The sequence below is a fragment of the Pseudomonas sp. AE27 genome (genome assembly GCF_037113495.1).
Lineage (GTDB): Bacteria > Pseudomonadota > Gammaproteobacteria > Pseudomonadales > Pseudomonadaceae > Aquipseudomonas > Aquipseudomonas palmensis.
In genome coordinates, this window is sequence record NZ_CP146966.1 from 4,550,943 (window position 1) to 4,576,305 (window position 25,363).

Sequence of the window (25,363 nt, forward strand, 5' to 3'; positions counted from 1 at the left end):
CATGGCCCTGCTACAACTGGAGCGCATCAGCGCACAGTACCCCGGCGCTGCCGAACCCGTACTGGCCGACATCTCACTGAGCCTGGGCCCGCAGCAGCTGCTGGTGGCCCTGGGCCCTTCCGGCAGCGGCAAGACTTCGCTGCTCAACCTGATCGCCGGCTTCGTCACCCCCAGCGCCGGGCGCATCACCCTCGACGGCCAAGCGGTGCAGGGCCCCGGCGCCGACCGTGGCGTGGTGTTCCAGGACGACGCCCTGCTGCCCTGGCAGGACGTACTGGCCAACGTCGGCTTCGGCCTGGAACTGGCCGGCGTACCCCGTGCACAACGTGAAGCCAGGGCCCGCGAAATGCTCGCCCTGGTGGACCTGGCCGACTTCGGCAGCCGGCGTATCTGGCAATTGTCGGGCGGGCAGAAGCAGCGTGTGGGCCTGGCCCGTGCACTGGCTGCCGACCCGCGCATCCTGCTGATGGACGAGCCGTTCGGCGCCCTGGATGCATTCACCCGCGAACAGATGCAGGAACTGCTGCTGCAGGTGTGGCAACGCACCGCCAAGCCGGTGTTCCTGATTACCCACGACATCGAGGAGGCGGTGTTCCTGGCCACCGAACTGGTGCTGCTGGCGCCCAACCCGGGGCAGATCGTCGAGCGCCTGCAACTGGACTTCGGCCAGCGCTACGCCGCAGGCGAATCGGCACGCGCGATCAAGTCCGACCCACGCTTCATCGAAACCCGCGAGCACGTACTGTCGCGGGTGTTCTCCCAACGCAGCGCCACCCCGCGCAAGGAGCTCGCATGAGCAGCCTCGACCTGCCGGTAACGGCCAAACCTGCCGCTGCTGCAGCGGTGCCCGTGAAGGCGCGGCGCAGCCTGAGCACACGCTGGATCAGCGTACTGACCCTGGCCACGCTGTTGCTGGCCTGGTGGGCGGTGACCGCCGCCGAATGGATCGAGCCGCTGTTTCTGCCCTCGCCCGAGGCGGTGCTGGGCAAGGCCTGGCTACTGATGACCCAGGGCTACATGGAATCGACCCTGTGGCAGCACCTGGGCGCGAGCCTGCAGCGTATCGGCCTGGCCCTGGGCGCGGCGATCCTGACCGCGATCCCGATCGGCATCGCCATCGGCCACAACCGTATTGCCCGCGGCATCTTCGACCCGCTGATCGAGTTCTACCGGCCGATCCCGCCGCTGGCCTACCTGCCGTTGATCGTGATCTGGTGCGGCATCGGCGAGTTGTCCAAGGTGCTGCTGATCTACCTGGCGATCTTCGCCCCGATCGCCATCGCCACTGCCACCGGCGTACGCACCGTCGACCCGGCCAGGCTGCGCGCCGCGCAGTCGCTGGGGGCCACCCGAGCACAACTGATTCGCCACGTGATCCTGCCCAGCGCACTGCCCGACATTCTTACCGGCGTGCGCATCGGCCTGGGCGTGGGCTGGTCGACCCTGGTGGCCGCCGAACTGATTGCCGCCACCAGCGGGCTGGGCTTCATGGTGCAGTCAGCCGCGCAGTTCCTGGTGACCGACGTGGTGGTGCTGGGCATTCTGGTGATTGCCCTGATCGCCTTCGCATTGGAAATGAGCTTGCGCGCCCTGCAGCGCAAGCTGGTGCCCTGGCATGGCCAGAGCCATTGAGACTTGCACAAAGAGACCGACATGAGCCTGACCATTACCCCGCTGAGCCCCGCGCTCGGCGCCCAGATCAGCGGCATCGACCTGACCCGCGAGATCAGCCGTGAACACCGTGACGCCGTGGAGCAGGCGCTGCTCCAGCACCAGGTGCTGTTCTTTCGCGAGCAGCCGCTGACCCCGCAGCAGCAGGCCAGTTTTGCCGCGCGTTTCGGCGACCTGCACATTCACCCCATCTACCCCAACGTGCCCGAAACGCCACAGGTGCTGGTGCTCGACACGGCCGTCACCGATGTACGCGACAACGCCATCTGGCATACCGACGTGACCTTTCTGCCCACCCCGGCGCTGGGTGCGGTGCTCAGCGCCAAGCAGTTGCCGGCCTATGGTGGCGACACCCTGTGGGCCAGCGGCATTGCCGCCTATGAGGCACTGTCGGCGCCGCTGCGCAAGCTGCTCGACGGGCTGACCGCCACCCACGACTTCACCAAGTCGTTTCCGCTGGAGCGCTTTGGCAACACCGCCGAAGACCTGGCGCGCTGGGAAGCGGCGCGGCGCAACAACCCGCCGCTGTCGCACCCGGTGATCCGCACGCACCCGGTGAGCGGGCGCAAATCGCTGTTCGTGAGCGAAGGCTTCACTACCCGCATCAACGAACTGGGCGAGGCCGAGAGCGAGGCGATCCTGAAACTGCTGTTCGCCCACGCCACGCGCCCGGAGTTCACCATCCGCTGGCGTTGGCAGGAAAACGACGTGGCGTTCTGGGACAACCGCGTAACGCAGCATTACGCGGTGGACGATTACCGACCGCAGCGGCGGGTAATGCATCGGGCGACTATTCTGGGCGACAAGCCATTTTGAGGCGGTGCGCCGCGGCCATTGATTACGTACTACGTGGTACGAATCAAGGTATGAAAACACCCCGTTGGGCGTAGCTGGCAAGAGGGAGGCATTCGCCGGCAAATCCGGCTCCTGTAGGAGCCGGCCTTGCCGGCGAAGGGGCCGGCAGCCCTAACGCACCATGTGCAAAAACTGCAGGTGACGCTCGTACTGGTCGAGGATGTCGTTGATGATCTGCTCCTTGCTGTAGCCCACCAGGTCGTAATCCTGGCTGCCTTCGCTCAGGTGCACCTCGGCGCGGTAGTAGCGCCGGTTCTTCAACTCCTGCGTGCCCAGCCCTGCCAGTGCGAACGATGGCGTGAAGTACCCGCGCATCTGCACCTGGTAGATGAACGGCTGCTCTTCGCCATGGCCGATCTTCAGGCTCACGTTGTCGTGGCTCGGGTCTTCCTGGGTGATGACATTCAGGCCCTTCTCGGCAAACACGTCGGTCACCTCGGCAATCGCCGGGCGCACCACGTCATCCATGAACCGGTACACCTCGTCCCGCGAGGGGAAGTGCACCGCCTGGCTCAGGCGATGCCGCCAGCCGCCACGCCCACGCCGCGAGTTGGCGAACGGTGCCAGCGAGTGCATTTGCGCGATCTGACGCTGCGACTCCAGGTAGAACGCCTTGTGCAGGCCCCACATCATCGCCAGCAGGATCACCGAGAACGGCAGCGAGGTCAGCACCACCGCCGACTTGAGCGAGTCGATGCTGCCGGCAAACAGCAGCCCGCTGGTCACCAGCGCCGTCATCGCACCCCAGAACACCCGCAGCCAGTTGGGGCCGTCCTCGTCCGGGCTGCCGTCACGGGCCGACAGGGTCGAGAGCACCACCGTGCCCGAGTCGGCCGAAGTGACGAAGAACACGAAGCTGATGAACACCGTGACCGCGATCACCACCTTGCTCCACGGGTAGGTTTCCAGCAGCAGGTACAGGCTCATCGAGGGGTTTTCCAGCGCCGACTGCCCCAGCGCCGTGGCGCCATTGAGCACCTGCAGGATCGCGCTGTTACCGAAGATGGACATCCACGCCAGGGTGAAGCCCAGCGGAATCAGCAGCACGCCGAACACGAATTCGCGGATGGTGCGCCCGCGGGAAATCCGTGCGATGAACAACCCGACGAACGGCGCCCAGGCAATCCACCAGGCCCAGTAGAACACCGTCCAGCCGCCCAGCCAGTCGCTCGGTTCGTTGTAGGCGTACACGTCGAAGCTCTTGCGCGGCAACGCGCCCAGGTAGTCGCCCAGGTTCTGGATCAGGGTGTTGAACAGGTGCTGGGTAGGCCCGGCGAACAGTACGAACAGCAGCAGCGCGCAGGCCAGCACCATGTTGATGTCGGACATCACCCGCACGCCCTTGTCGACCCCAGCGACGGCCACCACCACCGCGGCCCCCATCATCAGGCTGATCAGGATCACCTGCACCCACTGGGTGTGCGGGATGCCGAACAGGTAGTCCAGGCCCGAGTTAAGGTGCAGCACGCCAAAGCCCATGTCGGCGCCCAAGCCGAACACCGTGGCGATGATGCCGAAGCCGTCCACCGCGTAGCCGATGGGGCCGTTGATGCGCTTGCCGATCAGCGGGTACAGCGCCGAACGCAGCGCCAGCGGCAGGTTGTGGCGGTAGGCGAAGTAGGCCAGCGCCATGCCCACGAAGGCGAACACGCCCCAGCCGTGCAGGCCCCAGTGCAGAAACAGCAGCTGCATCGCCTGGCGCCCGGCCTCGGCGGTGCCGGCTTCGCCCTGGGGCGGCTGCAGCAGGTGGGTCAGGGGTTCGGAGACGCAGAAGAAGAACAGCGTGATGCTGATGCCGGCGGCGAACAGCATGCCGGCCCACGACAGGTAGCTGAACTCGGGTTCGTCGTGGTCGGCACCGAGCTTGATCTTGCCGTAGCCGGACAAGGCGGTGACCACCACGAAGACCAGGTACAGGGTCATCGCCAGCATGTAGTACCAGCCCACGGTGTTGGCGGCCCAGTTCTGCGCCGCCAGCAGCCATTCACCGGCCACCTGCGGGTTGCTGATCACGGCCAGGCCGAACAGCAGGATGAAGCTGGCGGCAAAATAGAACACCGGGGGGTTCATGCGGATAGTGCTGGGGGTATTCGAAGACGGTGCACTCATTGGGTGTGCACCTCGCGGGGGTGTGTGAGGGTTGAGTTGTACGGGTTCAGCAAAGGGTTTCCTCCTGTTGAACACCGGCAGCGGACCACCGTTTAAGTTGAACGAGCGTTCAAGTTAAACATGGATGGGGTCGGTGCGCGACCCTGTAGGAGCCGGCATTGCCGGCGAAAAATGGATCAGGCCCGCATCAGCGGATGGGCAACCGGCGATCGCTACGCGCTCGATCGCCGGCAAGGCCGGCTCCTACAGAGGCTGGCGCTCCCAGGAAAGTTCCTTACTTCTGCGTCCCATCATCATGCTGCAGATTGGCCTGGGTCAGGTTGCTGCCTGCCGCCACACTGCGGGTCAGCCACACATTGCCACCGATGGTCGAGCCCTTGCCGATGGTGATACGCCCCAGAATAGTCGCGCCGGCGTAAATCACCACGTCGTCCTCGACGATCGGGTGGCGCGGCTGGCCCTTCTGCAACTGCCCCGACTCGTCCGCCGGGAACCGCTTGGCGCCCAGGGTCACCGCCTGGTAGATACGCACCCGCTCGCCAATGATCGCCGTCTCGCCGATCACCACACCGGTGCCATGGTCGATGAAGAAGCTCGGGCCGATCTGCGCGCCGGGGTGAATGTCGATGCCGGTGGCCGAATGCGCCAGCTCCGAACTGATGCGCGCCAGCAGCGGCAGCCCGGCGCGGTACAGGTGATGCGCCAGGCGGTGGTGGATCACTGCCAGCACGCCGGGGTAGCACAGCAGCACCTCGTCCACGCTGCGCGCCGCCGGGTCGCCGTGATAGGCCGCCAGTACATCGGTATCGAGCAACGTGCGCAGGCCCGGCAGGGCGGCGGCGAAATCCTGGATCAGGCGCAGCGCCTGGGCGTCAATCTCCAGCGACTCGGCCTTGCCCTGGCGCGCGGCGTAGCGCAGCTCAAGGCGCGCCTGGGCCAGCAATGCGGTCAGCGCCGCGTCCAGGGTGTTGCCCACATAGAAGTCTTCGCTCTCTTCGCGCAGGTCCACAGGGCCCAGGCGCATGGGGAACAGCGCGCCACACAACTGCTCGAGAATCTGGCGCATCGCCTCGCGCGAGGGCAGCTCGCGCCCGCCCTGCTCGCCACTGCTGCGGCCATTGCGGCTGCGCCATTGGTCACGGGCTGAACGCAGCTGGCTGACGAGGGTTTGCAACTGCCAATGGCCTGTTTGCGCGTTGTCGCTCACGGTTGTCTCTCCTGACGCGGCGGCGGCTTGTGGAGGGGGTGGCCGCCTTGTTGCGGATCACTTTACGGCAAATGGCCACGGCGGAAAAAATATCCCTTTATGCGCTTTGGCTATAAATCCGGCATAAGCCGGCCCAGTGGAAGAGACGCCCACGGCTGCCTATAGTCGAAGTTTCCCCAGTCAGCCCGATGCCATGATCGAACACCAGCTCGAACGCTTCAAACGCCTACCCTTGCTCGATGCACCCACCCCGCTGCACCGGCTCGAACGCCTGTCGGCCTGGGCCGGGCGCGACATCTACATCAAGCGCGACGACCTCACCCCGCTGGCCCTGGGCGGCAACAAGCTGCGCAAGCTCGAGTACCTGGCCGCCGATGCGCTGGCCAGCGGTGCCGATACGCTGATCACCGCCGGCGCCATCCAGTCCAACCACGTGCGCCAGACCGCAGCACTGGCCGCGCAACTGGGCCTGGGCTGCGTGGCCCTGCTGGAAAACCCCATCGGCACCGATTCCCCCGCCTACCAGCACAACGGCAACCGCCTGCTGCTGGAGCTGTTCGACGCCAGGGTCGAGCTTGTGGATAACCTCGACGATGCCGATGACCAGTTGCAGGCGCTGGCCGTGCGCCTGCATGCCAGCGGACGCAAGCCCTACATCGTGCCGATTGGCGGTTCCAATGCGCGTGGCGCCCTGGGCTATGTGCGCGCCGGGCTGGAGCTGGCCGAGCAGATCACCCGCAGCGGGCAGACCTTCGCCGGGGTGGTGCTGGCCTCCGGCAGTGCGGGCACCCACAGCGGCCTGGGCCTGGCGCTGGCCCAAGCGCTGCCGCAACTGCCGCTGATCGGCGTGACCGTGTCGCGCAGCGACGAGGCCCAGCGCCCCAAGGTGCAGGGCCTGGCCGAACGCACCGCCGAGCTGCTGGGCATCGACCTGCCTGACGCCTTCAAGGTCGAACTGTGGGACGAGTACTTCGCGCCGCGCTACGGCGAACCGAATGCCGGCACCCTGGCCGCCATCCGCCTGCTGGCCAGCCACGAGGGCCTGCTGCTGGACCCGGTGTACACCGGCAAGGCCATGGCCGGGCTGCTCGACGGCATCGCGCGCCAGCGTTTCGACGACGGCCCGCTGATTTTTCTGCATACCGGTGGGGCTCCTGCATTATTCGCCTACCCTGAGGTCTGGAGCAGTCAACCAATAACGGCTTAATTGATATCAGCGGGGCCAGTCATGACGATTTCCGTATTCGGTAAACAGTTGCTGGGCACAGGGGCTGCCCTGGTACTTGGCCTGGGCCTGCTTGGCCAGGCGGTCGCCGGCGAGCAATTGCAGAAGATCAAGGACAGCGGCAGCATCAGTGTCGGCCTGGAGGGCACCTACCCGCCGTTCAGCTTCGTCGACACCGACGGCAAGCTGACCGGCTTCGAGGTCGAGCTGTCCGAGGCCCTGGCCAAGGAACTCGGGGTCAAGGCCAGGCTGCAGCCGACCAAGTGGGACGGCATCCTCGCCGCCCTTGAATCCAAGCGCCTGGACATCGTGGTCAACCAGGTGACCATCTCCGACGAGCGCAAGAAGAAATACGACTTCTCCGAGCCCTACACCGTTTCCGGCATCCAGGCCCTGGTGCTGACCAAGAACAAGGACACCATCAAGACCGCACAGGACCTGGCCGGCAAGAAGGTGGGCGTGGGCCTGGGCACCAACTACGAGCAATGGCTCAAGGACAACGTGCCCAAGGCCATCATCAAGACCTACGACGATGACCCGAGCAAGTTCCAGGACCTGCGCGTGGGCCGCATCGACGCCATCCTGATCGACCGCCTGGCGGCACTGGAATACGCCAGAAAAGCCAAGGACACCATCGCCGCCGGCGACGCCTTCTCGCGCCAGGAAGCCGGCGTGGCCCTGCGCAAGGGCGAGCCGGAACTGCTCGACGCGATCAACAAGGCCCTCGACAAACTGCGCGCCGACGGCACGCTGAAAAAGCTTTCCGAGAAGTATTTCAGTGCTGACGTGACGCAATGATCGAAGAGAGCCTGCAGCTGGCCCTGGACAGCGCGCCCTTTCTGCTCAAGGGCGCCTACTTCACGGTGTTCCTGAGCCTGGGCGGGATGTTCTTCGGCCTGTTGATCGGCTTCGGCCTGGCGCTGATGCGCCTGTCTGCGATCAAGCTGCTGAGCTGGACGGCACGGGTCTATGTGTCGTTTTTTCGCGGCACGCCGCTGCTGGTGCAGCTGTTCATGATTTATTACGGCCTGCCGCAGCTGGGCATCGAGCTGGACCCGCTGCCCGCGGCGCTGATCGGGTTTTCGCTGAACATGGCCGCCTATGCCTGTGAAATCCTGCGCGCCGCGATCAGCTCCATCGACCGCGGCCAGTGGGAGGCCGCCGCCAGCATCGGCATGACCCGCGGCCAGGCGATGCGCCGCGCGATCCTGCCGCAGGCGGCGCGCACCGCCCTGCCGCCGCTGGGCAACAGTTTCATCTCGCTGGTCAAGGACACCGCGCTGGCCGCCACCATCCAGGTGCCGGAGCTGTTCCGCCAGGCCCAGCTGATTACCGCACGCACCTTCGAGATCTTCACCATGTACCTGGCCGCCGCCCTGATCTACTGGGTGCTGGCCAGCGCGCTGGCCCACCTGCAGAACCGTCTGGAAGCGCGGGTCAACCGCCATGACCTGGAGCCCTGAGGCATGATCGAAGTCACCCGCCTGAGCAAGCAGTTCAACGGCCTGACCGTGCTCGACGACATCAGCCTGACAGTCGAGGCCGGTGAAGTGATCGCCATCATCGGCCCCAGCGGCTCGGGCAAGACCACCTTCCTGCGCTGCCTGAACCTGCTGGAGACCCCCAGCAGCGGACGCATTCGTGTGGCCGACATCGAGATCGACGGCGACCGCCCGCTGGCCAAGCAGGCCACGTTGATTCGCCACCTGCGCCAGCAGGTCGGTTTCGTGTTCCAGAACTTCAACCTGTTCCCGCACCGCACCGCCCTGGAGAACGTCATCGAGGGGCCGCTAGTGGTCAAGAAGGCACCCCGCGAAAAGGCCCTGGCCCTGGGCCGTGCGCTGCTGGCCAAGGTCGGCCTGGCGGGCAAGGAGGATGCCTACCCACGGCGCCTGTCCGGTGGCCAGCAACAGCGCGTGGCCATTGCCAGGGCATTGGCCATGGAGCCGCAGGTGATCCTGTTCGACGAGCCCACCTCGGCGCTGGACCCCGAGCTGGTGGGCGAGGTGCTGGCGACCATTCGCGGCCTGGCCCAGGAAAACCGCACCATGATCATCGTCACCCACGAAATGAACTTCGCCCGCGACGTGGCCAACCGGGTGATCTTTTTCGACAAGGGCGTGATCGTCGAACAGGGCGAGGCCAAGGCCCTGTTCGCCGCGCCAAAGGAAGAACGCACACGCCAGTTTCTGGGCAAGTTTCTCGGCGCGCAGGGCCACGTCTAAATCGCCGAGTTCTGCTCGAAGCTTCAGGCAGGCATTTGCACGACGACCCAGCTTGCATCGTCATCAACCTCGGGAGCGGCGGTCCAATCGGCCTCAAGCAATCGAGCCTGAACCCTGTCACTCAGATCAGCCCAGAATCCATCCGTTGCCAACACCAGCTTTTCACCTTTTCCCATCGCCCTGGTGACGATTTCCGGGTCAGGCTGTTTTCTCGCTTTGAAACAGCGGCTTATGTGATGTCGGCCCGAGTCCGTCGCCAGTTGCCGGTGGCTGCGATCTCGCCGCCAGTTAGCAAGGCAGTGAGGCGCAGTGAGCCAACTGACAGTGCCGCCAGACATCACTACGCCAGCGCAGCAGTCACCCTCATAGGCAACGGCAAGAAAACCTGCAACAACGACAGCGACCAGGTAACTGGCCGATCCTTCAAACCCATTGGAATAAAGTGAAGCGTGTGCGTCTTGCATCAGCCCTCGGAGCAGCAATGCAACGGACTCACGGCTCGAATCAGAAAAACCCTGCGCCAGCCTGTTCTGGTAGTCATTGATCAGATGATTGGTCAGTGTGCGCGCCAAGTCGCCACTTCCGGGCCTGGACGTACCATCGGCTATGACGAAAACACCACGAACCCCATCAAACAAAGCGCCCAGCGCATCACGGTTATCCTCTCTGGCCTGTCCTTTCACAGTCCGAGAAAAGAAGATCACGCGACGTTGCTCAGCTGCTTCAGGCGGTCATGAATCAGCTTTCCGCGGCCTGGGTTCGCACGAACTGAGTGCAGGCTTTCGATGACATACTCAAATGAAGCAATGCCCAGCAACGCGGCAATGCCGGACGCAATATACGTGCGCAACACGTGATCTGCCTGGGCCACCTCCTCCAGCAACCGCTCGCGACCATCCACCACAAGAACGATATCTTCGACGTCCTTGTGGAAAGCATCACCGTTGCCACGGCCTTTGAAGGCTTCAAGTTTTGTGGCGACAAAATATGCCGGCTTGAATATTTTTATTGCGATTCCGCTGGGAAGAGTGACGATATCGGCGTTCGCCAGGCCGTCTACAAACCAACGGTTTTCATAACCCAGAACCGCCTCGACAGACGGCATAACGTCGACTGTCACGTCATTGAACACGAACCGGCAGGTCACATCGCTCCGCTCTGCTGTGATCTTGAAACCCTGAATCGCCAAGCGCTCGGTCAGCCTTTCCCAATCGGCAATTCCGCCAAGTTCAATGACCAGGTCAACGTCATCTGTACTGCGGATATCGTCCAACACGATGTCATCTGTGCACAGCAGCCAGGTGGTAGAGCCGCCCACGAAAGCGACCTCCTTCAAGAGCTCATCGCCCAAGCCTTCAGCAACAGCACTCAACATCGCGTAGTTATGTTCAGAGGCGGAATTCAAAGACTCATACCTTTTTTGAGAAGCTGAACGGCAACTTCGACTTCGCGTGGCCCACCCATCCTGATGGAGTCCACCAGCGCCATATAGTGGTAAAGCGTTCGGTCAGCTTTCACCGCTGCAGGCACGCTCTTGTACAGCGGCTCGACAGCCTGCCCCCGTTCGGTCCCCTGCGGGTCGGGCCATACATAGATGACACTGCCAGCGCTTTTGAGATGCCTGGAAAGCACCGGAGCGGAAAAACCTGTGGGAATACCCCGCACCAGCGTCCCGATTCTGGCTGGAAAGAAGTACTTGAGGGCATGCTCGGTGATGCGCAGCAAAGCAAGTCGGTTAACCTTGGGCAACGACGTTTCATAATCGTTTTTTACCAGCCCGGCCTCTCGGCACCGAGCCAACGAATTCGAGATTTCGCTCTTGCTGAGCCCCAGCGCACCAGAGAGTGCCCTGACGGTATAGCGGTCCGCCCAACTCGCCTCTGATTTCACTGAGACAGTATCGTCAACAGCCTGCCACCCGGCCCAGCCGAATGACTCTGCATCGATGATGCGTTTGATCGTGACCGATATGTCGCTCCACAATTCATCACGCGGCGGAGTCGAAATGGCCTGTGGCTCCTGCACACAGTCTTCGTCGAGAAGATCAATGGAAGACAACCCCCCCCAGGCAATACTCGAGGAGCCCGACAGAGCATCCTGCGCATGAAGGCTGGCGATCTTGAACATCAACAGTAAATCCTGACTTTTAAGCATGGCCAGATTTTTGTCCACAGTCCATGAATCGTGGACACACGATCATCCAAGAATAACCTAATGTCAACCCTGTATTTTTATCTGCCGCCCGAGCACAGACAAATCCGAGTTTATCCACAGCCCCCATGCCGCTTCGGGTAGGACCGCTCTGAAGCGCTGCCGACTGCCCGGTCACGGCCATCGGGCACCTTGACTCACCTGCCGATCCAGCCAATAACCAAAGCCTCGTGCCACCACCCGCACAAGGAAACGGACCATGCACCGCGCAGCCAAAGGATCTGAACTGCCGCCCCCCGCCCTGCTCCATATCGCGCCCCATGGCATTGGCGTGCACACCGCCAGCCACCTGCAAGCCAGCATCCAGACCGCACCGACCCTGCAGGCCGGCGACCTGCTGGAGCTGTTCTGGGGCAACCGCTACGTGGCCGCGCATCTACTGCGCGCCGGCGAGCCCGGCACCTCGATCGCCCTCGCCGTACCCAGGCAGATGCTCTACCCGGGGCTCAACACCCTGCACTACCGCCTGCTCCAGCCCGGCCAGCACCCGCGACGCTCCGCGCCATTGCAGGTAGCGGTCAAGCTGAACTGCCCCGGCGGCTACGTGACCACCCCGGAGAACCCGCACCTGACGCCCTTGCGCCTGCCTGGCCGGCTGCTGCGCCAAGGGCTGGATCTGAGCCGCTGCGGGCAGGGTGTACCGTTCAACATCGCGCCGTACCGGCACATGGCCGAAGGCGATGCGATCACCCTGCGCTGGGCCGACCTGCGCATCGACCTGGCGCCACTGCCCGGCGACGGTATCGGCTGCCCGATACAGGGCCTGATCCCGACCCAAGTGCTGCTGGAAGCCGGCAACGACGAGCACCTGGACGCCAGCTACTGCATTCTGGACAAGGTCGGCAACTGCTCGCAGTGGGCCCCGGCCGTGCGCCTGCGGGTGTTCGGCCAAGGGCCGCGGAGGCACTTCTATGCATATTCCTAAAGGTTAGTTTATTTAATTTTTATACACGCTTAGGGTATATAGACCGGACCACCGGACCAGCGCATTTCTGTCGCCCATATCGATCACGGCGACGTTTCCAATACGTGAGGTAGGTATGGTCAGGAACACAATCACCCCAGTGCGCAACGCCAGGGCATTGAGTGCAGCCAAGGAGCGGTACTGATGTCCAGCTTGGTACACGACGCAGTCCACAGCGATCTGGACAACGCCCCATTACTGCTGCCGGCCAAGGTCCTGCGCAATGACGCAGAGGCCCTGGAGGCCGCCCATGAACTGGCCACCGCCGCGCGCCTGCAGGCCGCCCGCCGCGACCAGCAGCGCAAGCTGCCGTGGGCCGAGATCGAGCAGTTCACCCGCAGCGGCCTGGGCAGCATCAGCATCCCGCGCGAGCACGGCGGGCCGGACGTTTCCTTCGCCACCATCGCCGAGGTGTTCCGCATCATCAGTGCGGCCGACCCGGCCCTGGGGCAGATCCCGCAGAACCAGTTCGGCATCCTCCAGCAGGTCAAGAACACCGGCAACGAACGCCAGAAGCACCTGCTGTTCAAGTCGGTGCTCGACGGCTGGCGCATCGGCAATGCCGGCCCCGAGCGCGGCAGCAAGAACACCCTCGAACTCAAGGCCCGCGCCGTGCGCCAGGGCGATCACTTTCTGCTCACCGGGCAGAAGTTCTATTCCACCGGCGCGCTGTTCGCCCACTGGGTGGCAGTCAAGGCCCTGAACGACGACGGGCGCCAGGTCATGGCCTTCGTGCGCCGTGGCAGCCCGGGCCTGCGTATCGTCGACGACTGGTCCGGCTTCGGCCAGCGCACCACCGCCAGCGGCACGGTGCTGCTCAACGAAGTGCCGGTGGACGCGGAGCTGGTGCTCGACAACTGGCGCCAGGCCGACAGCCCCAACATCCAGGGCGCCGCCTCGCAGCTGGTGCAGGCCGCCATCGACGCCGGCATCGCCGAGGCCGCAGTGGCCGATGCGATCAGCTTCGTGCGCGAACGCGCGCGGCCGTGGGTCGACGCCAAGGTCGATCGCGCCAGTGACGACCCCTATGTGATTGCCGACATCGGCCGCCTGACCCTCGAACTGCATGCCGCCCAGGCGCTGCTCGGCCGCGCCGCGCGCGTGCTCGACGAGGTCAACGCCGCGCCCATCGACGCCGCCGCTGCCGCACGTGCCTCGATTGCCGTGGCCGAAGCCAAGGTGCTGACCACCGAGATTGCCCTGCAGGCCAGCGAGAAGCTGTTCGAGCTGTCGGGCAGCCGCGCCACCCTGGCCGAGTTCAACCTCGACCGGCACTGGCGCAACGCCCGCGTGCACACCCTTCACGACCCGGTGCGCTGGAAGTACCACGCCGTGGGCGCCTACCACCTCAACGCGACCCTGCCTGCCCGGCATTCCTGGATCTGACCAGACCACTGGAGCCCTCTCATGAGCCTATTGCCGCAACCGCACGATCTCGTGGCGGTCATCTCTTCTGATGCCCAGGCGTTGGAAACTGCCGAACAGATTGCCGAACAACTGCGCCGCGACAGCATCGAGCGCGATCGCGAACGCCGCCTGCCGCACCCGGAACTGGCGCTGTTCTCGCGCTCGGGCCTGTGGGGCATCAGCGTGCCGAAAGCCTTCGGTGGCGCGGGCGTGTCCAACGTCACCCTGGCCAAGGTCATCGCCCGTATCGCCCAGGCCGACGCCTCGCTGGGGCAGATCCCGCAGAACCATTTCTACGCCCTTGAAGTGCTGCGCGTGAACGGCAGCCCGCAGCAGCAGGCACGCCTGTACGCCGAGGTGCTGGCCGGCAGGCGCTTCGGCAACGCCCTGGCCGAACTGGGCACCAAGACCGCCCACGACCGCACCACCGCCCTCACCCGTGACGGTGACGGCTACCGCATCAACGGCCGCAAGTTCTACGCCACTGGCGCGCTGTACGCGCAGCGCATCCCCACCTCGGTGATCGACGAACAGGGCGTGCAACAGTTGGCCTTCGTGCCCGCCGACAGCGCCGGGCTCGACGTGATCGACGACTGGAGCGGCTTCGGCCAGCGCACCACCGGCAGTGGCTCGGTGGTGTTCGACAACGTGCGTGTCGAGGCCGACGATGTGGTGCCGTTCCAGAGCGCCTTCGAGCGCCCGACCCCGGTCGGCCCGCTGGCGCAGATTCTGCACGCCGCCATCGACACCGGCATCGCCCGCGCCGCCTATGAAGATGCCCTGCATTTTGTGCGCACGCGCACCCGGCCATGGATCGACTCGGGTATCGACAAGGCAGTCGACGACCCGTTGACGCTCAAGTCCTTCGGTCACCTGGCGATCCGCCTGCATGCCACCGAAGCCTTGCTCGAACGCGCCGGCGAATACCTCGACCGAGCCCAGGCCGAGACCAATGCCGACACCGTCGCGGCGGCCTCCATCGCCGTGGCCGAGGCACGCGCCATCAGTACCGAGATCTCCCTGGCCGCCGGCAGCACGCTGTTCGAACTGGCCGGCAGCCAGGCCACCCTGGCCGAACACGGCCTGGACCGCCACTGGCGCAACGCCCGCGTGCACACCCTGCACGACCCGGTGCGCTGGAAGTACCACGCCATCGGCAACTTCTACCTCAACGATGAAAACCCACCGTTGCGGGGCACCATCTGATGGCGAAAAAGAAGATCCTGCTCAACGCGTTCAACATGAACTGCGTGGGGCATATCAACCACGGCCTGTGGACGCACCCGCGCGACACCTCGACCCGGTACAAGACCCTCGAGTACTGGACCGACCTGGCGCGGTTGCTCGAGCGCGGGCTGTTCGACGGCCTGTTCATCGCCGACATCGTCGGGGTGTACGACGTGTACCAGCAGTCGGTCGATGTGCCCCTCAAGGAGTCCATCCAGCTGCCGGTCAACGACCCGCTGCTGCTGGTTTCGGCGATGGCCGCGGTCACCCGCCACCTGGGTTTCGGCCTCACCGCCAACCTCACCTACGAGCCGCCGTACCTGTTCGCCCGCAGGCTCTCGACCCTCGACCACCTGAGCAATGGTCGGGTGGGCTGGAACATCGTCACCGGCTACCTCGACAGCGCGGCCAAGGCCATGGGCCTGGACGCGCAGCCCGAGCATGACCGGCGCTACGACCAGGCCGACGAGTACCTGCAGGTGCTGTACAAGCTGCTCGAAGGCAGCTGGGAAAACGACGCCGTGCGCAATGACCGCGAACAGCGCGTGTACGCCGACCCGGCCAAGGTGCACAAGGTGCAGCACCACGGCGAATTCTACCGGGTGGAGGGTTATCACCTGTGCGAACCGTCGCCACAGCGCACCCCGGTGCTGTTCCAGGCCGGCGCCTCCGAGCGTGGCCTGGCGTTTGCCGGGCAGCATGCCGAATGCGTGTTCATCAGTGGCCAGAACAAGGCCGCGACCCGCGCCCAGGTCGACAAGGTGCGCGCCGCGGCCACGGCGGCCGGGCGTGATGGCGACGCGGTGAAGGTGTTCATGGGCCTCACCGTGATCGTGGCCCGCACCGAGGAGCAGGCCCGCGCCAAGCACGCCGAGTACCTGCGCCATGCCAGCCCCGAGGCCGGCGTGGCGCACTTTGCCAGCTCCACCGGCATCGACTTTGCCGAATACGACCTGGACGAGCCGATCCAGTACGTCAAGAGCAACGCCATCCAGTCCGCCACCAAGCACCTGCAGAACAACGACTGGACCCGGCGCAAGCTGCTCGACCAGCACGCCCTGGGCGGGCGCTACATCACCCTGGTCGGCTCGCCGACCCAGGTTGCCGACGAACTGGAGCGCTGGATCGAGGAGACCGGCCTGGACGGCTTCAACCTGGCCCGCACCGTCACCCCGGAAAGCTATGAGGACTTCATCGACCTGGTGATCCCCGAGCTGCAACGTCGCGGTTCGTACAAGACCGCCTACACCGACGGCAGCCTGCGCGAAAAACTCTTCGCCGCCGGCCCGCACCTGCCCGCCGACCATACCGGCGCGGGCTATCGCACCCTCAACCCGACTGGAGCGCAACCGCATGCTTAAGACATTTCTGGCCCGCCCTGTCGCGGCCCTGGCCCTGGCCCTCGGCCTGATCGGTGGCGCCCATGCCAACGATGCACCGCTCAAGGTCGGCACCACCGCAGCCTTCGCCCCGGCCCTGGAAGCGGCCGTGGACGAGGCCAAGAAGCAGGGCCTCAAGGTGGAACTGGTGGAGTTCAGCGACTGGATCGCGCCCAACGTCAGCCTCGCCGCCGGCGACCTCGACGTGAACTACTTCCAGCACATCCCGTTTCTGGAAAACGCCAACGCCGCGGCGGGCTCGACGCTGGTGCCATATGCACCGGGCATCATCAACAACGTCGGGCTGTACTCGAAAAAGTACAAAAGCTTCGACGAGCTGCCCCAGGGCGCCACCGCCGCCATCGCCAACGACCCGATCAACGGCGGACGCGGCCTGCAACTGCTGGCCAAGGCCGGCCTGATCACGCTCAAGCCGGGGGTGGGCTACAAGGCCACCGAGGACGACATCGTCGCCAACCCGAAAAAGCTCAAAATCCTGCAGGTCGAGGCCGTGCAACTGGTACGTGCCTATGACGACGCCGACCTGGTGCAGGGCTACCCGCACTACATCCGCCTGGCCAACACCTTCGATGCAGGTTCGGCGCTGATGTTCGACGGCGTGGAGCACAAGGAATACGTGATCCAGTTCGTGATCCGCCCGCAGAGCAAGGACGACCCGCGCCTGGCCAGGTTCGTGGATATCTACCAGCACTCGCCGGTGGTGCGCGCAGCCCTCGACAAAGCCTACGGCAAGCTCTACCAGCCGGGCTGGGAGAGCTGAGATGAGTGCTGCCACCGCCCGCCAGACGGCGCACCCCAGCCCACCTGCGCAGCCCGCGCCACGGCACGCGCTGCACCCTGAGTTGAACAGCGCGCAAGTGCGCCTGATCGGCGTCAACAAGACCTACCCCGGGCAGGCCACGGCGGCGCTGGCGGACATCGACCTGAACATCCAGCGCGGCGAGATCTTCGGCATCATCGGCCGCAGCGGCGCGGGCAAATCGTCGCTGATCCGCACCCTCAACCGCCTGGAGCAACCCAGCAGCGGCCGGGTGCTGATCGACCAGGTCGACATCGGCGAGCACAACGAGGACCACCTGGTGGCGTTGCGCCGACGCATCGGCATGATCTTCCAGCACTTCAACCTGATGTCGGCCAAGACCGTGTGGCAGAACGTCGAACTGCCGCTGAAGGTGGCCGGCGTGCCCAAGGCCCAGCGCCAGCGCAAGGTGGCCGAACTGCTGGAGCTGGTGGGCCTGCAGGACAAGCACGGGGTGTACCCGGCGCAGTTGTCGGGCGGGCAGAAGCAGCGCGTGGGGATTGCCCGCGCGCTGGTGCACGACCCGCAGATACTGCTGTGCGACGAGGCCACTTCGGCGCTGGACCCGGAGACCACCGGCTCGATCCTGGCGCTGCTGCGCGACATCAACCAGCGCCTGGGCCTGACCATCATCCTGATTACCCACGAGATGGCGGTGATCCGCGATATCTGCCATCGCGTGGTGGTGCTCGAGCGCGGGCGCATCGTCGAGCAGGGGGCGGTGTGGCAGGTGTTCGGCGACCCGCAGCACGCGGTCAGCAAGACCTTGCTGGCCCCTCTGCAGCCAGCCTTGCCGCAGCACCTGCAGGCCCGCCTGCTGCCCGAGGCGCCGAATGCGCAGGCCGCGCTGGTACTGCGCCTGCGCGTCAGCGGGCGCGACCGCGAGGCACCGGAACTGTCGACGCTGTTCGCGTTGCTGGGCGGCCAGGTGAGCCTGCTGCAGGGCGGTATCGAACCGATCCAGGAACGTGCGCTGGGGCAGTTGGTGGTGTCGGTGGCCAACTCGGCGCACGGGCATGCGCAGGTGATCGAACGGGCGCGCCAGTGGGCGGCGCAGGTGGAGGTGCTGGGCTATGTGGTTTGATCGATTGTTGCAGGGGGTGCTCGACACCCTGCTGATGGTGGGCGTGTCGTCGCTGATCGCGTTGCTGGCGGGCATTCCGCTGGCGGTGATCCTGGTAACCAGCGGCAAGGGCGGCATCTACGAGGCGCCGCTGGTGAACCGCGTGCTGGGGGCGTTCGTCAACCTGTTCCGCTCGATACCGTTTCTGATCCTGATGGTGGCGTTGATCCCGTTCACGCGGCTGATCGTGGGCACCACGTATGGCGTGTGGGCGGCGGTGGTACCGCTGACGATTGCGGCCACACCGTTTTTTGCGCGCATTGCCGAGGTGAGCCTGCGCGAGGTGGATCATGGGCTGATCGAGGCGGCGCAGGCGATGGGGTGCCGGCGCTGGCACATCGTCTGGCATGTGCTGTTGCCCGAGGCGCTGCCAGGCATCGTGGGCGGCTTCACCATCACCCTGGTGACCATGATCAATTCGTCGGCGATGGCTGGTGCGATTGGTGCCGGAGGGTTGGGGGACATCGCGTACCGGTACGGGTACCAGCGCTTCGACAGCCAGATCATGCTGACGGTGATCGTGATGCTGGTGGTGCTGGTGGCGTTGATCCAGCTGGGCGGGGACCGGTTGGCGCGGGGGTTGAACAAGCGGTGATCGCTTCGCCGGCAACGCCGGCTCCTACAAACGCCGCCCTACCCGTAGGAGCCGGCCTTGCCGGCGAAGAGGCCAGCCAGAACACATCAATAACCAACTACCTAAACCTTCGACAGCTGCCCGCACAGCCAGGATGAAACGGCCAGGCGTTGGACAGCGTAGGCTGCTTCGCCGGCAACGCCGGCTCCTACAGACGACGCCCTACCTGTAGGAGCCGGCCTTGCCGGCGAAGAGGCCAGGCCGAACACATTAAGAACCAAAGCCATACGTCTCACCAACAACGCCACAGCTACCTTGAAATCTCTACCTTTCAAGGAAACTGACATGGATCGTTCAAACGCTCACCTCCTGCGGCGCGGCCGGTTCTCCGAACCCGGCAGGCTGTACCTGCTCACCAGTGTGATCGAGAACCGGCACCCGATTTTCAGCGACTTCCAAATCGCCCGCCTGATGGTCGAGCAACTGCAGTACGCCCAGCACCAGCGCCTGGCCAAGTCACTGGCCTGGGTGCTAATGCCAGATCACCTGCATTGGCTGATCGAACTGCAACACGGCACTTTGGCGTCGCTGATGCGCAGGATCAAATCCCGCAGTACCTGCCTGGTGAACAAGACATTCCATCGAAAAGGTCGTCTTTGGCAACACGGCTTTCACGATCGCGCGCTGCGCAAGGATGAGGATGTCCAGGCAGTGGCACGTTACATCGTGGCCAATCCTCTACGGGCCGGGCTCGTGCAAAACATCGGGGACTATCCGCACTGGGATGCCATCTGGCTTTGAACCGTGCAACGGCTTTCGCCGGCAAGGCCGGCTCCTACAGGGGCAGGCCGGCCAGCGAGCGGGCCATTACTCGCGCTGCGGCTCCTTGATCTTGTACCAGGCCACATACAGCGCCGGCAAAAACAGCAAGGTCAGCAACGTGGCGACAATGATGCCGCCAATCATCGCGTAGGCCATCGGCCCCCAGAACACTTCCCGCGCAATCGGAATCATGCCCAGGCTCGCCGCCGCCGCCGTTAGCAGAATCGGCCGGCGACGATGGTCCGTGGCCTCCACCACCGCATCCCACGGCGCATACCCATCGGCCTCGTACGCATCGATCTGCGTCACCAGGATCACCGAGTTGCGGATGATGATCCCCGCCAGCGCCAGAATGCCCAGTATCGCCACGAACCCCATCGGCGTACCCGTGGGGATCAGCGCCAGCACCACGCCAATCAACCCCAGCGGCGCCACGCTCGCCACCAGGAACAGCTTCTGCACACTGTGCAGCTGAATCATCAGGAACGTCGCCATCAGAAACAGCATCAACGGCACCACCTTGGCAATCGGCCCCTGGGCCTTGCCGCTCTCCTCCACCGTGCCCCCCGTCGCCACCTGATAACCGGCCGGCAACTTACGCGCAAACTCGTCGATCTGCGGCTTGAGCTGCGCCACCAGGTCAGTCGGCTGGATCTCGTCACGCACCGCCGCCTTGACCGTGATGGTCGGCTTGCGGTCACGCCGCCACACCAGCGGCTGCTCCAGCTCGTAACGCACCGTGGCAAACGCCAGCAATGGAATCGAGGTGCCGCTGGGCGTGACGATCTGCAGGTTCTGCAGGGTCTGCGGCGAGTCACGCTCGCTGTCCACCGCGCGCCCGATCACGTCGATCAGGTAGATGTCATCGTTCACCTGGGTCACCGGCGAGCCGCTGACGATGCCGTTCATCAGGTTGGCCACGTCCTCGGACGACAGCCCAAGCTGGCGCGCCTTGTCCTGGGCAATGTCGATGCGCAGCACCTTGCCCGGCTCGTTCCAGTCGTAAATGATCTCGCCCACATGGGAGTTGCCATCGAGCAGCGCCGCCAGTTCGATCGCATGCTTGCGCACCTGGTCGATGTCCTTGCCGCTGACCCGGTACTGGATCGGCCGCCCCACCGGCGGGCCCATCTCCAGCGACTGCACGTAGCTGCCGATGCCGACGAAGTCCTTGCGCAGGCGCTCCTTCAGGCGCGCCGTGAGCGCCTCGCGCGACTCCAGGCCCTTGCTCACGATCACCAGCTGGGCGTAGTACGGGTTCTCCAGCTGCTGGTCCAGCGGCAGGTAGAAACGGATCGCGCCCTGACCGATGTAGGTACTCCAGCGCACGATGTCCGGGTCGTCCTTGAGGGTCGCCTCCAGCTTGTCCACCGCCTTGCGCGTCTCGTCGATGGAGGCGTTCTGCGGCAGGTTGAGGTCCACCAGGATCTCCGGACGGTCCGAGGACGGAAAGAACTGGTTCTGCACGAAGCGCATGCTGAACACCGCCAGGGCGAACAGCACCACGGTGCCGATGATGGTGATCCAGCGGTGGCGCATGCACCACAGCAGGCCATGGTTGAAACCGCGACCGATACGCCCGGGCTCGGCGTCGTGGGCCTTGACCTTGGCGCTGAGCAGGTGCACCCCCAGCACCGGCGCGAACAGCACCGCCACCACCCACGACACCAGCAGCGCCACGGCGATCACCGCAAACAGGGTGAAGGTGTACTCGCCCGCAGAGCTGGCGTTCAGGCCGATGGGCACGAAACCCGCCACCGTCACCAGGGTGCCGGTGAGCATCGGGAAGGCGGTGGAGGTGTAGGCGAACGTGGCCGCCTGCTCCTTGCTCTCGCCCTTCTCCAGCCGCGTGACCATCACCTCCACGGTGATCATCGCATCATCCACCAGCAGGCCCAGCGCGATGATCAGCGCGCCGAGGGAGATCCGCTGCATGGTAATGCCGCTGTACTCCATGAACACGAACACCATGGCCAGCACCAAAGGAATCGAGCAGGCCACCACCAGCCCGGCACGCACTCCGAGGCTGATGAAACTGACCACCAGCACGATCACCACCGCCTCGAACAGCGCACTGGTAAAGCCGCCCACGGCCTCCTCGACCACCACCGCCTGGTCCGACACGGTGTGCACGCCCACGCCCACCGGCAGGTCGGCGGTGGCGGCCTCCATGCGCTCGTGCAACTGCTTGCCGAAGGCCTGGATGTTGCCGCCCTTCTTCATGCCGATGGCCAGGCCGATGGCAGGCTTGCCGTCGTAGCGGAACATCGGCGTGGGCGGGTCGGCGTAGCCGCGGCTGATCTCGGCGATATCGGCCAGGCGATAGAAGCGGTCGTCCAGGCGCAGGTTGACCTGCTCCAGGTCTTTCTCCGAGGCGAACTGGCCAGTGGTGCGCACCGAGATGCGCTCGGGGCCGGCCTCCATCACCCCGGCCGGGGTCACCGCGTTCTGCGCCTGCAACGCCTGCACCACCTGACGCTGGTCGATACCCAGGGCCGCCAGCTTGCGGGTGGAAAAGTTCAGGTACAGCACCTCGTCCTGCTGGCCGATCATCTCGACCTTGCCCAGCCCCGGCACCTCGCGGATTTCTGCACGTACCTGCTCGACGTAATCGCGCAGCTGGCGCATCGAGATGCCATCGGCGGTGAACGCATATACCGAGCCGAACACATCGCCGAACTCGTCGTTGAAGCCGGGGCCCTGGATGCCCTGGGGGAACTCGCCGCGGATGTCCTGGATCTTCTTGCGCACCTGGTACCAGATCTGCGGGATGTCGCCAGCCTTGGTGGTATCGAGCAGGTTGACGAACACCGTCGACTCGCCGGGCCGGGTGTAGCTTTTCACGTAGTCGAGCGAGTCCAGTTCCTCGAGTTTCTTCTCGATGCGGTCGGTGACCTGCAGCAGGGTCTCGTCCTGGGTGGCGCCGGGCCAGCGGGTCTGGATGACCATGGTCTTGATGGTGAACGAGGGGTCCTCCTCACGGCCCAGGTTGAAATAGGAAAACACCCCCATCAGCAACGCGACGAACATCAGGTACCAGACGAAGGATTGGTGCTTGAGTGCCCATTCCGACAGGTTGAAGCTTCCTTTCATCGCGGGCCTTCCTCATCGATTTTTACCTTCTGGCCAGGCTTGAGGCTGTTGACCCCCGCCGTGACCACACGCTCGCCCGGCTGCAGGCCGGCACTGAGCACCACGCTGTTGTCCAGCCGCTCGCTGACCTTCACGTCACGCAATGAAACCGTATGCTGCTGCGGGTCGACGACCCATACCCGGGTGTGCCCGTCGACCTCCTGCAGGGCGCTCAACGGCAGCTCGCTGCGCGGTTGGATCGCCGAGCTCAGGGTGACGCTGATGGCCGTGCCCAGGCGAAAGGCCTCGGGGGTGTCGGCCAGGGTCAGGCGCGCGCGCCGGGTACGCGTGGCCGCGTCGGCCTGGGGCTCGATCTCGCGCAGCACGGCACTGGTGTTCACGCTGGGGTCGAGCTGCGCGGCCACCAGGAACTTCACCTCGCCCGACAGTTCGTCGGCCAGGCCTGCGGGCAGGTCGATCACCGCCTCCTTGACGTCCGGGCGCGCCAGCGTGACCACGCCCTGGCCGGCGGTGACCACCTGCCCGGCCTCGGCCTGCCAGGCAGTGACCACGGCGGGGTGGTCGGCCTGCAAGGTGCTGTAGCCGAGCTGGTCGCGGGCCTGGTTGACCGCCGCCTTGGCCTGTTCGAGCGAGGCGCCGGTAGTCTTCAGGTCGGTCTGGGCGATGTCCAGCTGGGCCTGGGCACCCACGCCCCGGTCGAACAGCTGCTGCTGACGACGGGCGTTGGCCTGGGCGTTGATCCACTGCGCCTGCACCTTGGCCAGGTCGCCTTCGGCGGCACGCAACTGGTTCTGCTGGTCGGTGGGGTCGAGGGTGGCCAGGGTGTCGCCGGCCTTCACCGTGGCGCCCACATCCACCCAGCGCCGGGCGATGCGCCCGCCCACGCGAAAGCCCAGGGTGCTTTCGTAGCGCGCCTGGATGGAGCCGGCAAAGCGCCCCAGGCGCGCCTGGTCCTGCGCCTGCACCACCTGGGACAGCACCGGGCGCACCGGCTCGGGCGGCGACTCGTCATCGGCGCAGGCGGTCAGCAACACACAAGCGAACATCAGCCACAGGGTTCTCATTGCGTCACCCCGATGTCGGCTGGGTCTGCCACTTCCACCTGCATGTCCGGGTGCAGCAGCTGCCCACCCGCGATCACCACGGTTTCGCCGCCCTTGAGGCCGTCGCCCACCACCACCTTGCCGGTGAGGTAGCGCAGCACCTTGACCTTGCGCAGGTTGACCTTGTTGTCCTGGCCCACCAGCCACACCGCCGGGTCATGCACATCCTTGGTCAGCGCCGACCACGGCAGCTCGATGCTCGGGGTGCCCTCGGCCCTGGCGGTGGCACTCACCACCGAGCCCAGCTGCATGGCCGGCGGCACCTCGCTCAGGCCCACCTTGACCTGCACCGTGCCGCTTTGCGCCGAGACCGTCGGGGTGATTTCACGCACGTGCCCCTTGGCTTGCACCTTGGGGTCGTCGAGCAGGCTGACGATGATCGCCTGCTGGGTGGGTGGCGCCATCAGCAGCGATTCGTAGACGTTGAACACCGCGTCGCGCTCGCCATCGCGGGCCAGGGTGAAGATCGGCACGGTGGCCTGCACCACCTGCCCCACCTCGGCCTGGCGCGCGGTGATCACCCCGGGCGCCTCGGCGATCAGCGCGGTGTAGCTCAGTTGTTCGCGGGCGTTGGCCAGTTGCGCCTGGGCGGCCTTGAGCGCGCTCTGGCTGCTGCGCAGGGCGGCCTGGGCCGCGTCGTATTCGCTCTGGCTGGTGTAGCCCTTGGGCAGCAGCTTCTGCTGGCGCACGAAGGCGGCGGAAGTCTGGGTCACGCGAGCCTGTTCGGCGAAGACCTCGGCCTTGGCCGAGTCGACATTGGTTTGCAGGTCCTTGGGGTCCAGGCGCGCCAGCACCTGATTGGCGCTGACGTGATCGCCCACGTCGACGTTGCGCTCGATGATCTTGCCGCCCACGCGAAACGACAGGTCGGCCTGTACCCGTGCCTGGACATCGCCGGTGAGGGTCACGGAGGCTGCAAAGTCGCCGGCCTTGACCTGTTGCACCGCCACCCTGGGCAGGTCGGGTGCGGCGGCTTTCTTCTCGCCGCAGCCAAGCAGCAGCGCAAGCCCCAGGCAGACGATCAGGTTGGGGGGCGACACCGTCATGCGGGCTCCTTGCGTGGGTTCTGGGCAGTTGCTAGATGCGACTGTTAGCGTAGATCAGGGTTCCGCGTGCCGCTTGTCCTGGGGGCAATTGAGCACAGCGGCGACGTTGCGAGGGGTGGGTGCTGTCGCCTGCATCGCGTTTGATCGCGGCGCTGGAGCAGGATGCGCAGAGCAACTGCATCGTGCTGGAGAAGGCGTTGGGGCAGACGCGGGGGGTGGGGGCGGGGCAAGGGCGGCTGGATGAGCCGGCGTGGCGGTGGCCGGAGTGAAGGCGGGGCCGCTGCGGCCCATTCGCCGGCAAG

At 65.2% G+C, this 25,363-nt stretch carries 23 protein-coding genes and 1 pseudogene; 16 read left to right on the plus strand and 8 right to left on the minus strand.

The window, feature by feature from the left end:
• Position 1: 1 nt before the first annotated feature.
• From tauB to tauD, 3 genes are read left to right on the plus strand one after another with little or no spacing between them, the layout of a single operon-like run.
• Positions 2-796: a taurine ABC transporter ATP-binding subunit gene (gene tauB, locus V9K84_RS20855; protein ID WP_043861607.1), complete on the plus strand. Its 795-nt coding sequence runs from the start codon at positions 2-4 to the stop codon at positions 794-796.
• Complete coding sequence (tauC, locus tag V9K84_RS20860) at positions 793-1,632, plus strand: taurine ABC transporter permease TauC (RefSeq protein ID WP_088514105.1); 840 nt, start codon at positions 793-795, stop codon at positions 1,630-1,632. Before tauB ends, tauC begins: the two co-directional genes overlap by 4 nt.
• A 21-nt stretch (positions 1,633-1,653) precedes the next feature.
• The gene (gene tauD / locus V9K84_RS20865) at positions 1,654-2,487 is read left to right on the plus strand and encodes a taurine dioxygenase (RefSeq protein WP_088514104.1); all 834 of its coding nucleotides are present in this window, start codon (positions 1,654-1,656) and stop codon (positions 2,485-2,487) included.
• A gap of 150 nt (positions 2,488-2,637) precedes the next feature.
• Here the strand turns inward: tauD and betT are convergent, their stop codons facing one another.
• Entirely contained in the window at positions 2,638-4,596 is a 1,959-nt protein-coding gene (gene betT, locus V9K84_RS20870; RefSeq protein ID WP_218195161.1) for a choline transporter BetT, read from the minus strand.
• Positions 4,597-4,909: 313 nt separating this feature from the next.
• Positions 4,910-5,842, minus strand: coding sequence for a serine O-acetyltransferase EpsC (gene epsC / locus V9K84_RS20875; protein WP_043861603.1), 933 nt, complete (start codon positions 5,840-5,842; stop codon positions 4,910-4,912).
• A gap of 193 nt (positions 5,843-6,035) precedes the next feature.
• Between epsC and V9K84_RS20880 the strand changes: the two genes are divergently transcribed.
• Genes V9K84_RS20880 through tcyN form a run of 4 tightly spaced genes read left to right on the plus strand, consistent with a single transcriptional unit; the run spans position 6,036 to position 9,292 of the window.
• On the plus strand, positions 6,036-7,049 hold the full coding sequence (locus tag V9K84_RS20880; RefSeq protein ID WP_088514102.1) for a D-cysteine desulfhydrase: 1,014 nt from the start codon (positions 6,036-6,038) through the stop codon (positions 7,047-7,049).
• 21 nt (positions 7,050-7,070) lie between these two features.
• Positions 7,071-7,865, plus strand: coding sequence for a cystine ABC transporter substrate-binding protein (tcyJ, locus tag V9K84_RS20885; RefSeq protein WP_043861601.1), 795 nt, complete (start codon positions 7,071-7,073; stop codon positions 7,863-7,865).
• Positions 7,862-8,530, plus strand: coding sequence for a cystine ABC transporter permease (gene tcyL / locus V9K84_RS20890; RefSeq protein WP_088514101.1), 669 nt, complete (start codon positions 7,862-7,864; stop codon positions 8,528-8,530). The genes tcyJ and tcyL overlap by 4 nt, the downstream gene beginning before the upstream one ends.
• A 3-nt stretch (positions 8,531-8,533) precedes the next feature.
• Entirely contained in the window at positions 8,534-9,292 is a 759-nt protein-coding gene (gene tcyN / locus V9K84_RS20895) for an L-cystine ABC transporter ATP-binding protein TcyN (protein ID WP_088514100.1), read from the plus strand.
• A 23-nt stretch (positions 9,293-9,315) separates the two neighbouring features.
• On the opposite strand, the gene V9K84_RS20900 is transcribed toward tcyN, so the two are convergent.
• Genes V9K84_RS20900 through V9K84_RS20910 form a run of 3 tightly spaced genes read right to left on the minus strand, consistent with a single transcriptional unit; the run spans position 9,316 to position 11,446 of the window.
• Complete coding sequence (locus V9K84_RS20900; protein WP_088514099.1) at positions 9,316-9,996, minus strand: protein phosphatase 2C domain-containing protein; 681 nt, start codon at positions 9,994-9,996, stop codon at positions 9,316-9,318.
• Positions 9,993-10,697 (minus strand): hypothetical protein, encoded by a 705-nt coding sequence (locus tag V9K84_RS20905; protein WP_088514098.1) that lies wholly within the window; start codon positions 10,695-10,697, stop codon positions 9,993-9,995. The genes V9K84_RS20900 and V9K84_RS20905 overlap by 4 nt, the downstream gene beginning before the upstream one ends.
• On the minus strand, positions 10,694-11,446 hold the full coding sequence (locus tag V9K84_RS20910) for a MarR family transcriptional regulator (protein ID WP_088514097.1): 753 nt from the start codon (positions 11,444-11,446) through the stop codon (positions 10,694-10,696). The genes V9K84_RS20905 and V9K84_RS20910 overlap by 4 nt, the downstream gene beginning before the upstream one ends.
• 256 nt (positions 11,447-11,702) lie before the next feature.
• Between V9K84_RS20910 and V9K84_RS20915 the strand changes: the two genes are divergently transcribed.
• The 8 genes from V9K84_RS20915 (at position 11,703) to V9K84_RS20950 (ending at position 19,798) form a co-directional block, all read left to right on the plus strand.
• The gene (locus V9K84_RS20915) at positions 11,703-12,428 is read left to right on the plus strand and encodes a hypothetical protein (protein WP_088514096.1); all 726 of its coding nucleotides are present in this window, start codon (positions 11,703-11,705) and stop codon (positions 12,426-12,428) included.
• 183 nt (positions 12,429-12,611) lie between these two features.
• Positions 12,612-13,853: an SfnB family sulfur acquisition oxidoreductase gene (locus V9K84_RS20920; RefSeq protein WP_088514095.1), complete on the plus strand. Its 1,242-nt coding sequence runs from the start codon at positions 12,612-12,614 to the stop codon at positions 13,851-13,853.
• Positions 13,854-13,874: 21 nt separating this feature from the next.
• Positions 13,875-15,080 (plus strand): SfnB family sulfur acquisition oxidoreductase, encoded by a 1,206-nt coding sequence (locus V9K84_RS20925; RefSeq protein ID WP_058541693.1) that lies wholly within the window; start codon positions 13,875-13,877, stop codon positions 15,078-15,080.
• Entirely contained in the window at positions 15,080-16,462 is a 1,383-nt protein-coding gene (locus tag V9K84_RS20930) for an LLM class flavin-dependent oxidoreductase (protein ID WP_054915902.1), read from the plus strand. Before V9K84_RS20925 ends, V9K84_RS20930 begins: the two co-directional genes overlap by 1 nt.
• Positions 16,455-17,261 carry a MetQ/NlpA family ABC transporter substrate-binding protein gene (locus V9K84_RS20935; protein ID WP_043861592.1) on the plus strand — a complete coding sequence of 269 codons (807 nt, stop codon included), beginning with the start codon at positions 16,455-16,457 and terminating at the stop codon, positions 17,259-17,261. Before V9K84_RS20930 ends, V9K84_RS20935 begins: the two co-directional genes overlap by 8 nt.
• Before the next feature lies 1 nt (position 17,262).
• A complete protein-coding gene (locus V9K84_RS20940; RefSeq protein WP_088514094.1) occupies positions 17,263-18,384 on the plus strand; it encodes a methionine ABC transporter ATP-binding protein in 1,122 nt (373 codons plus the stop codon).
• Positions 18,374-19,018 carry a methionine ABC transporter permease gene (locus V9K84_RS20945; RefSeq protein ID WP_054915900.1) on the plus strand — a complete coding sequence of 215 codons (645 nt, stop codon included), beginning with the start codon at positions 18,374-18,376 and terminating at the stop codon, positions 19,016-19,018. The genes V9K84_RS20940 and V9K84_RS20945 overlap by 11 nt, the downstream gene beginning before the upstream one ends.
• Before the next feature lie 324 nt (positions 19,019-19,342).
• On the plus strand, positions 19,343-19,798 hold the full coding sequence (locus tag V9K84_RS20950) for a transposase (protein ID WP_088514093.1): 456 nt from the start codon (positions 19,343-19,345) through the stop codon (positions 19,796-19,798).
• 66 nt (positions 19,799-19,864) lie between these two features.
• On the opposite strand, the gene V9K84_RS20955 is transcribed toward V9K84_RS20950, so the two are convergent.
• Genes V9K84_RS20955 through V9K84_RS20965 form a run of 3 tightly spaced genes read right to left on the minus strand, consistent with a single transcriptional unit; the run spans position 19,865 to position 25,061 of the window.
• Positions 19,865-22,912, minus strand: coding sequence for an efflux RND transporter permease subunit (locus V9K84_RS20955; protein WP_043861588.1), 3,048 nt, complete (start codon positions 22,910-22,912; stop codon positions 19,865-19,867).
• Entirely contained in the window at positions 22,909-23,976 is a 1,068-nt protein-coding gene (locus V9K84_RS20960; protein WP_088514092.1) for an efflux RND transporter periplasmic adaptor subunit, read from the minus strand. Before V9K84_RS20960 ends, V9K84_RS20955 begins: the two co-directional genes overlap by 4 nt.
• The gene (locus V9K84_RS20965; RefSeq protein ID WP_043861586.1) at positions 23,973-25,061 is read right to left on the minus strand and encodes an efflux RND transporter periplasmic adaptor subunit; all 1,089 of its coding nucleotides are present in this window, start codon (positions 25,059-25,061) and stop codon (positions 23,973-23,975) included. Before V9K84_RS20965 ends, V9K84_RS20960 begins: the two co-directional genes overlap by 4 nt.
• 104 nt (positions 25,062-25,165) lie before the next feature.
• Between V9K84_RS20965 and V9K84_RS20970 the strand changes: the two are divergent.
• A pseudogene (locus V9K84_RS20970) lies at positions 25,166-25,330 on the plus strand (ATP-binding protein); the annotation flags it as partial.
• Between the last annotated feature and the right edge of the window lie 33 nt (positions 25,331-25,363).

What these genes read in the sequence shown, in the direction of transcription:
- tauB (WP_043861607.1), top strand. Translation starts at nt 2, where the DNA reads ATGGCCCTGCTACAACTGGAGCGCATCAGCGCACAGTACCCCGGCGCT.
- tauC (WP_088514105.1), top strand. Translation starts at nt 793, where the DNA reads ATGAGCAGCCTCGACCTGCCGGTAACGGCCAAACCTGCCGCTGCTGCA.
- tauD (WP_088514104.1), top strand. Translation starts at nt 1,654, where the DNA reads ATGAGCCTGACCATTACCCCGCTGAGCCCCGCGCTCGGCGCCCAGATC.
- betT (WP_218195161.1), bottom strand. Translation starts at nt 4,596, where the DNA reads ATGAACCCCCCGGTGTTCTATTTTGCCGCCAGCTTCATCCTGCTGTTC.
- V9K84_RS20880 (WP_088514102.1), top strand. Translation starts at nt 6,036, where the DNA reads ATGATCGAACACCAGCTCGAACGCTTCAAACGCCTACCCTTGCTCGAT.
- tcyJ (WP_043861601.1), top strand. Translation starts at nt 7,071, where the DNA reads ATGACGATTTCCGTATTCGGTAAACAGTTGCTGGGCACAGGGGCTGCC.
- tcyL (WP_088514101.1), top strand. Translation starts at nt 7,862, where the DNA reads ATGATCGAAGAGAGCCTGCAGCTGGCCCTGGACAGCGCGCCCTTTCTG.
- tcyN (WP_088514100.1), top strand. Translation starts at nt 8,534, where the DNA reads ATGATCGAAGTCACCCGCCTGAGCAAGCAGTTCAACGGCCTGACCGTG.
- V9K84_RS20910 (WP_088514097.1), bottom strand. Translation starts at nt 11,446, where the DNA reads ATGCTTAAAAGTCAGGATTTACTGTTGATGTTCAAGATCGCCAGCCTT.
- V9K84_RS20915 (WP_088514096.1), top strand. Translation starts at nt 11,703, where the DNA reads ATGCACCGCGCAGCCAAAGGATCTGAACTGCCGCCCCCCGCCCTGCTC.
- V9K84_RS20920 (WP_088514095.1), top strand. Translation starts at nt 12,612, where the DNA reads ATGTCCAGCTTGGTACACGACGCAGTCCACAGCGATCTGGACAACGCC.
- V9K84_RS20925 (WP_058541693.1), top strand. Translation starts at nt 13,875, where the DNA reads ATGAGCCTATTGCCGCAACCGCACGATCTCGTGGCGGTCATCTCTTCT.
- V9K84_RS20930 (WP_054915902.1), top strand. Translation starts at nt 15,080, where the DNA reads ATGGCGAAAAAGAAGATCCTGCTCAACGCGTTCAACATGAACTGCGTG.
- V9K84_RS20935 (WP_043861592.1), top strand. Translation starts at nt 16,455, where the DNA reads ATGCTTAAGACATTTCTGGCCCGCCCTGTCGCGGCCCTGGCCCTGGCC.
- V9K84_RS20940 (WP_088514094.1), top strand. Translation starts at nt 17,263, where the DNA reads ATGAGTGCTGCCACCGCCCGCCAGACGGCGCACCCCAGCCCACCTGCG.
- V9K84_RS20945 (WP_054915900.1), top strand. Translation starts at nt 18,374, where the DNA reads ATGTGGTTTGATCGATTGTTGCAGGGGGTGCTCGACACCCTGCTGATG.
- V9K84_RS20950 (WP_088514093.1), top strand. Translation starts at nt 19,343, where the DNA reads ATGGATCGTTCAAACGCTCACCTCCTGCGGCGCGGCCGGTTCTCCGAA.
- V9K84_RS20955 (WP_043861588.1), bottom strand. Translation starts at nt 22,912, where the DNA reads ATGAAAGGAAGCTTCAACCTGTCGGAATGGGCACTCAAGCACCAATCC.
- V9K84_RS20960 (WP_088514092.1), bottom strand. Translation starts at nt 23,976, where the DNA reads ATGAGAACCCTGTGGCTGATGTTCGCTTGTGTGTTGCTGACCGCCTGC.
- V9K84_RS20965 (WP_043861586.1), bottom strand. Translation starts at nt 25,061, where the DNA reads ATGACGGTGTCGCCCCCCAACCTGATCGTCTGCCTGGGGCTTGCGCTG.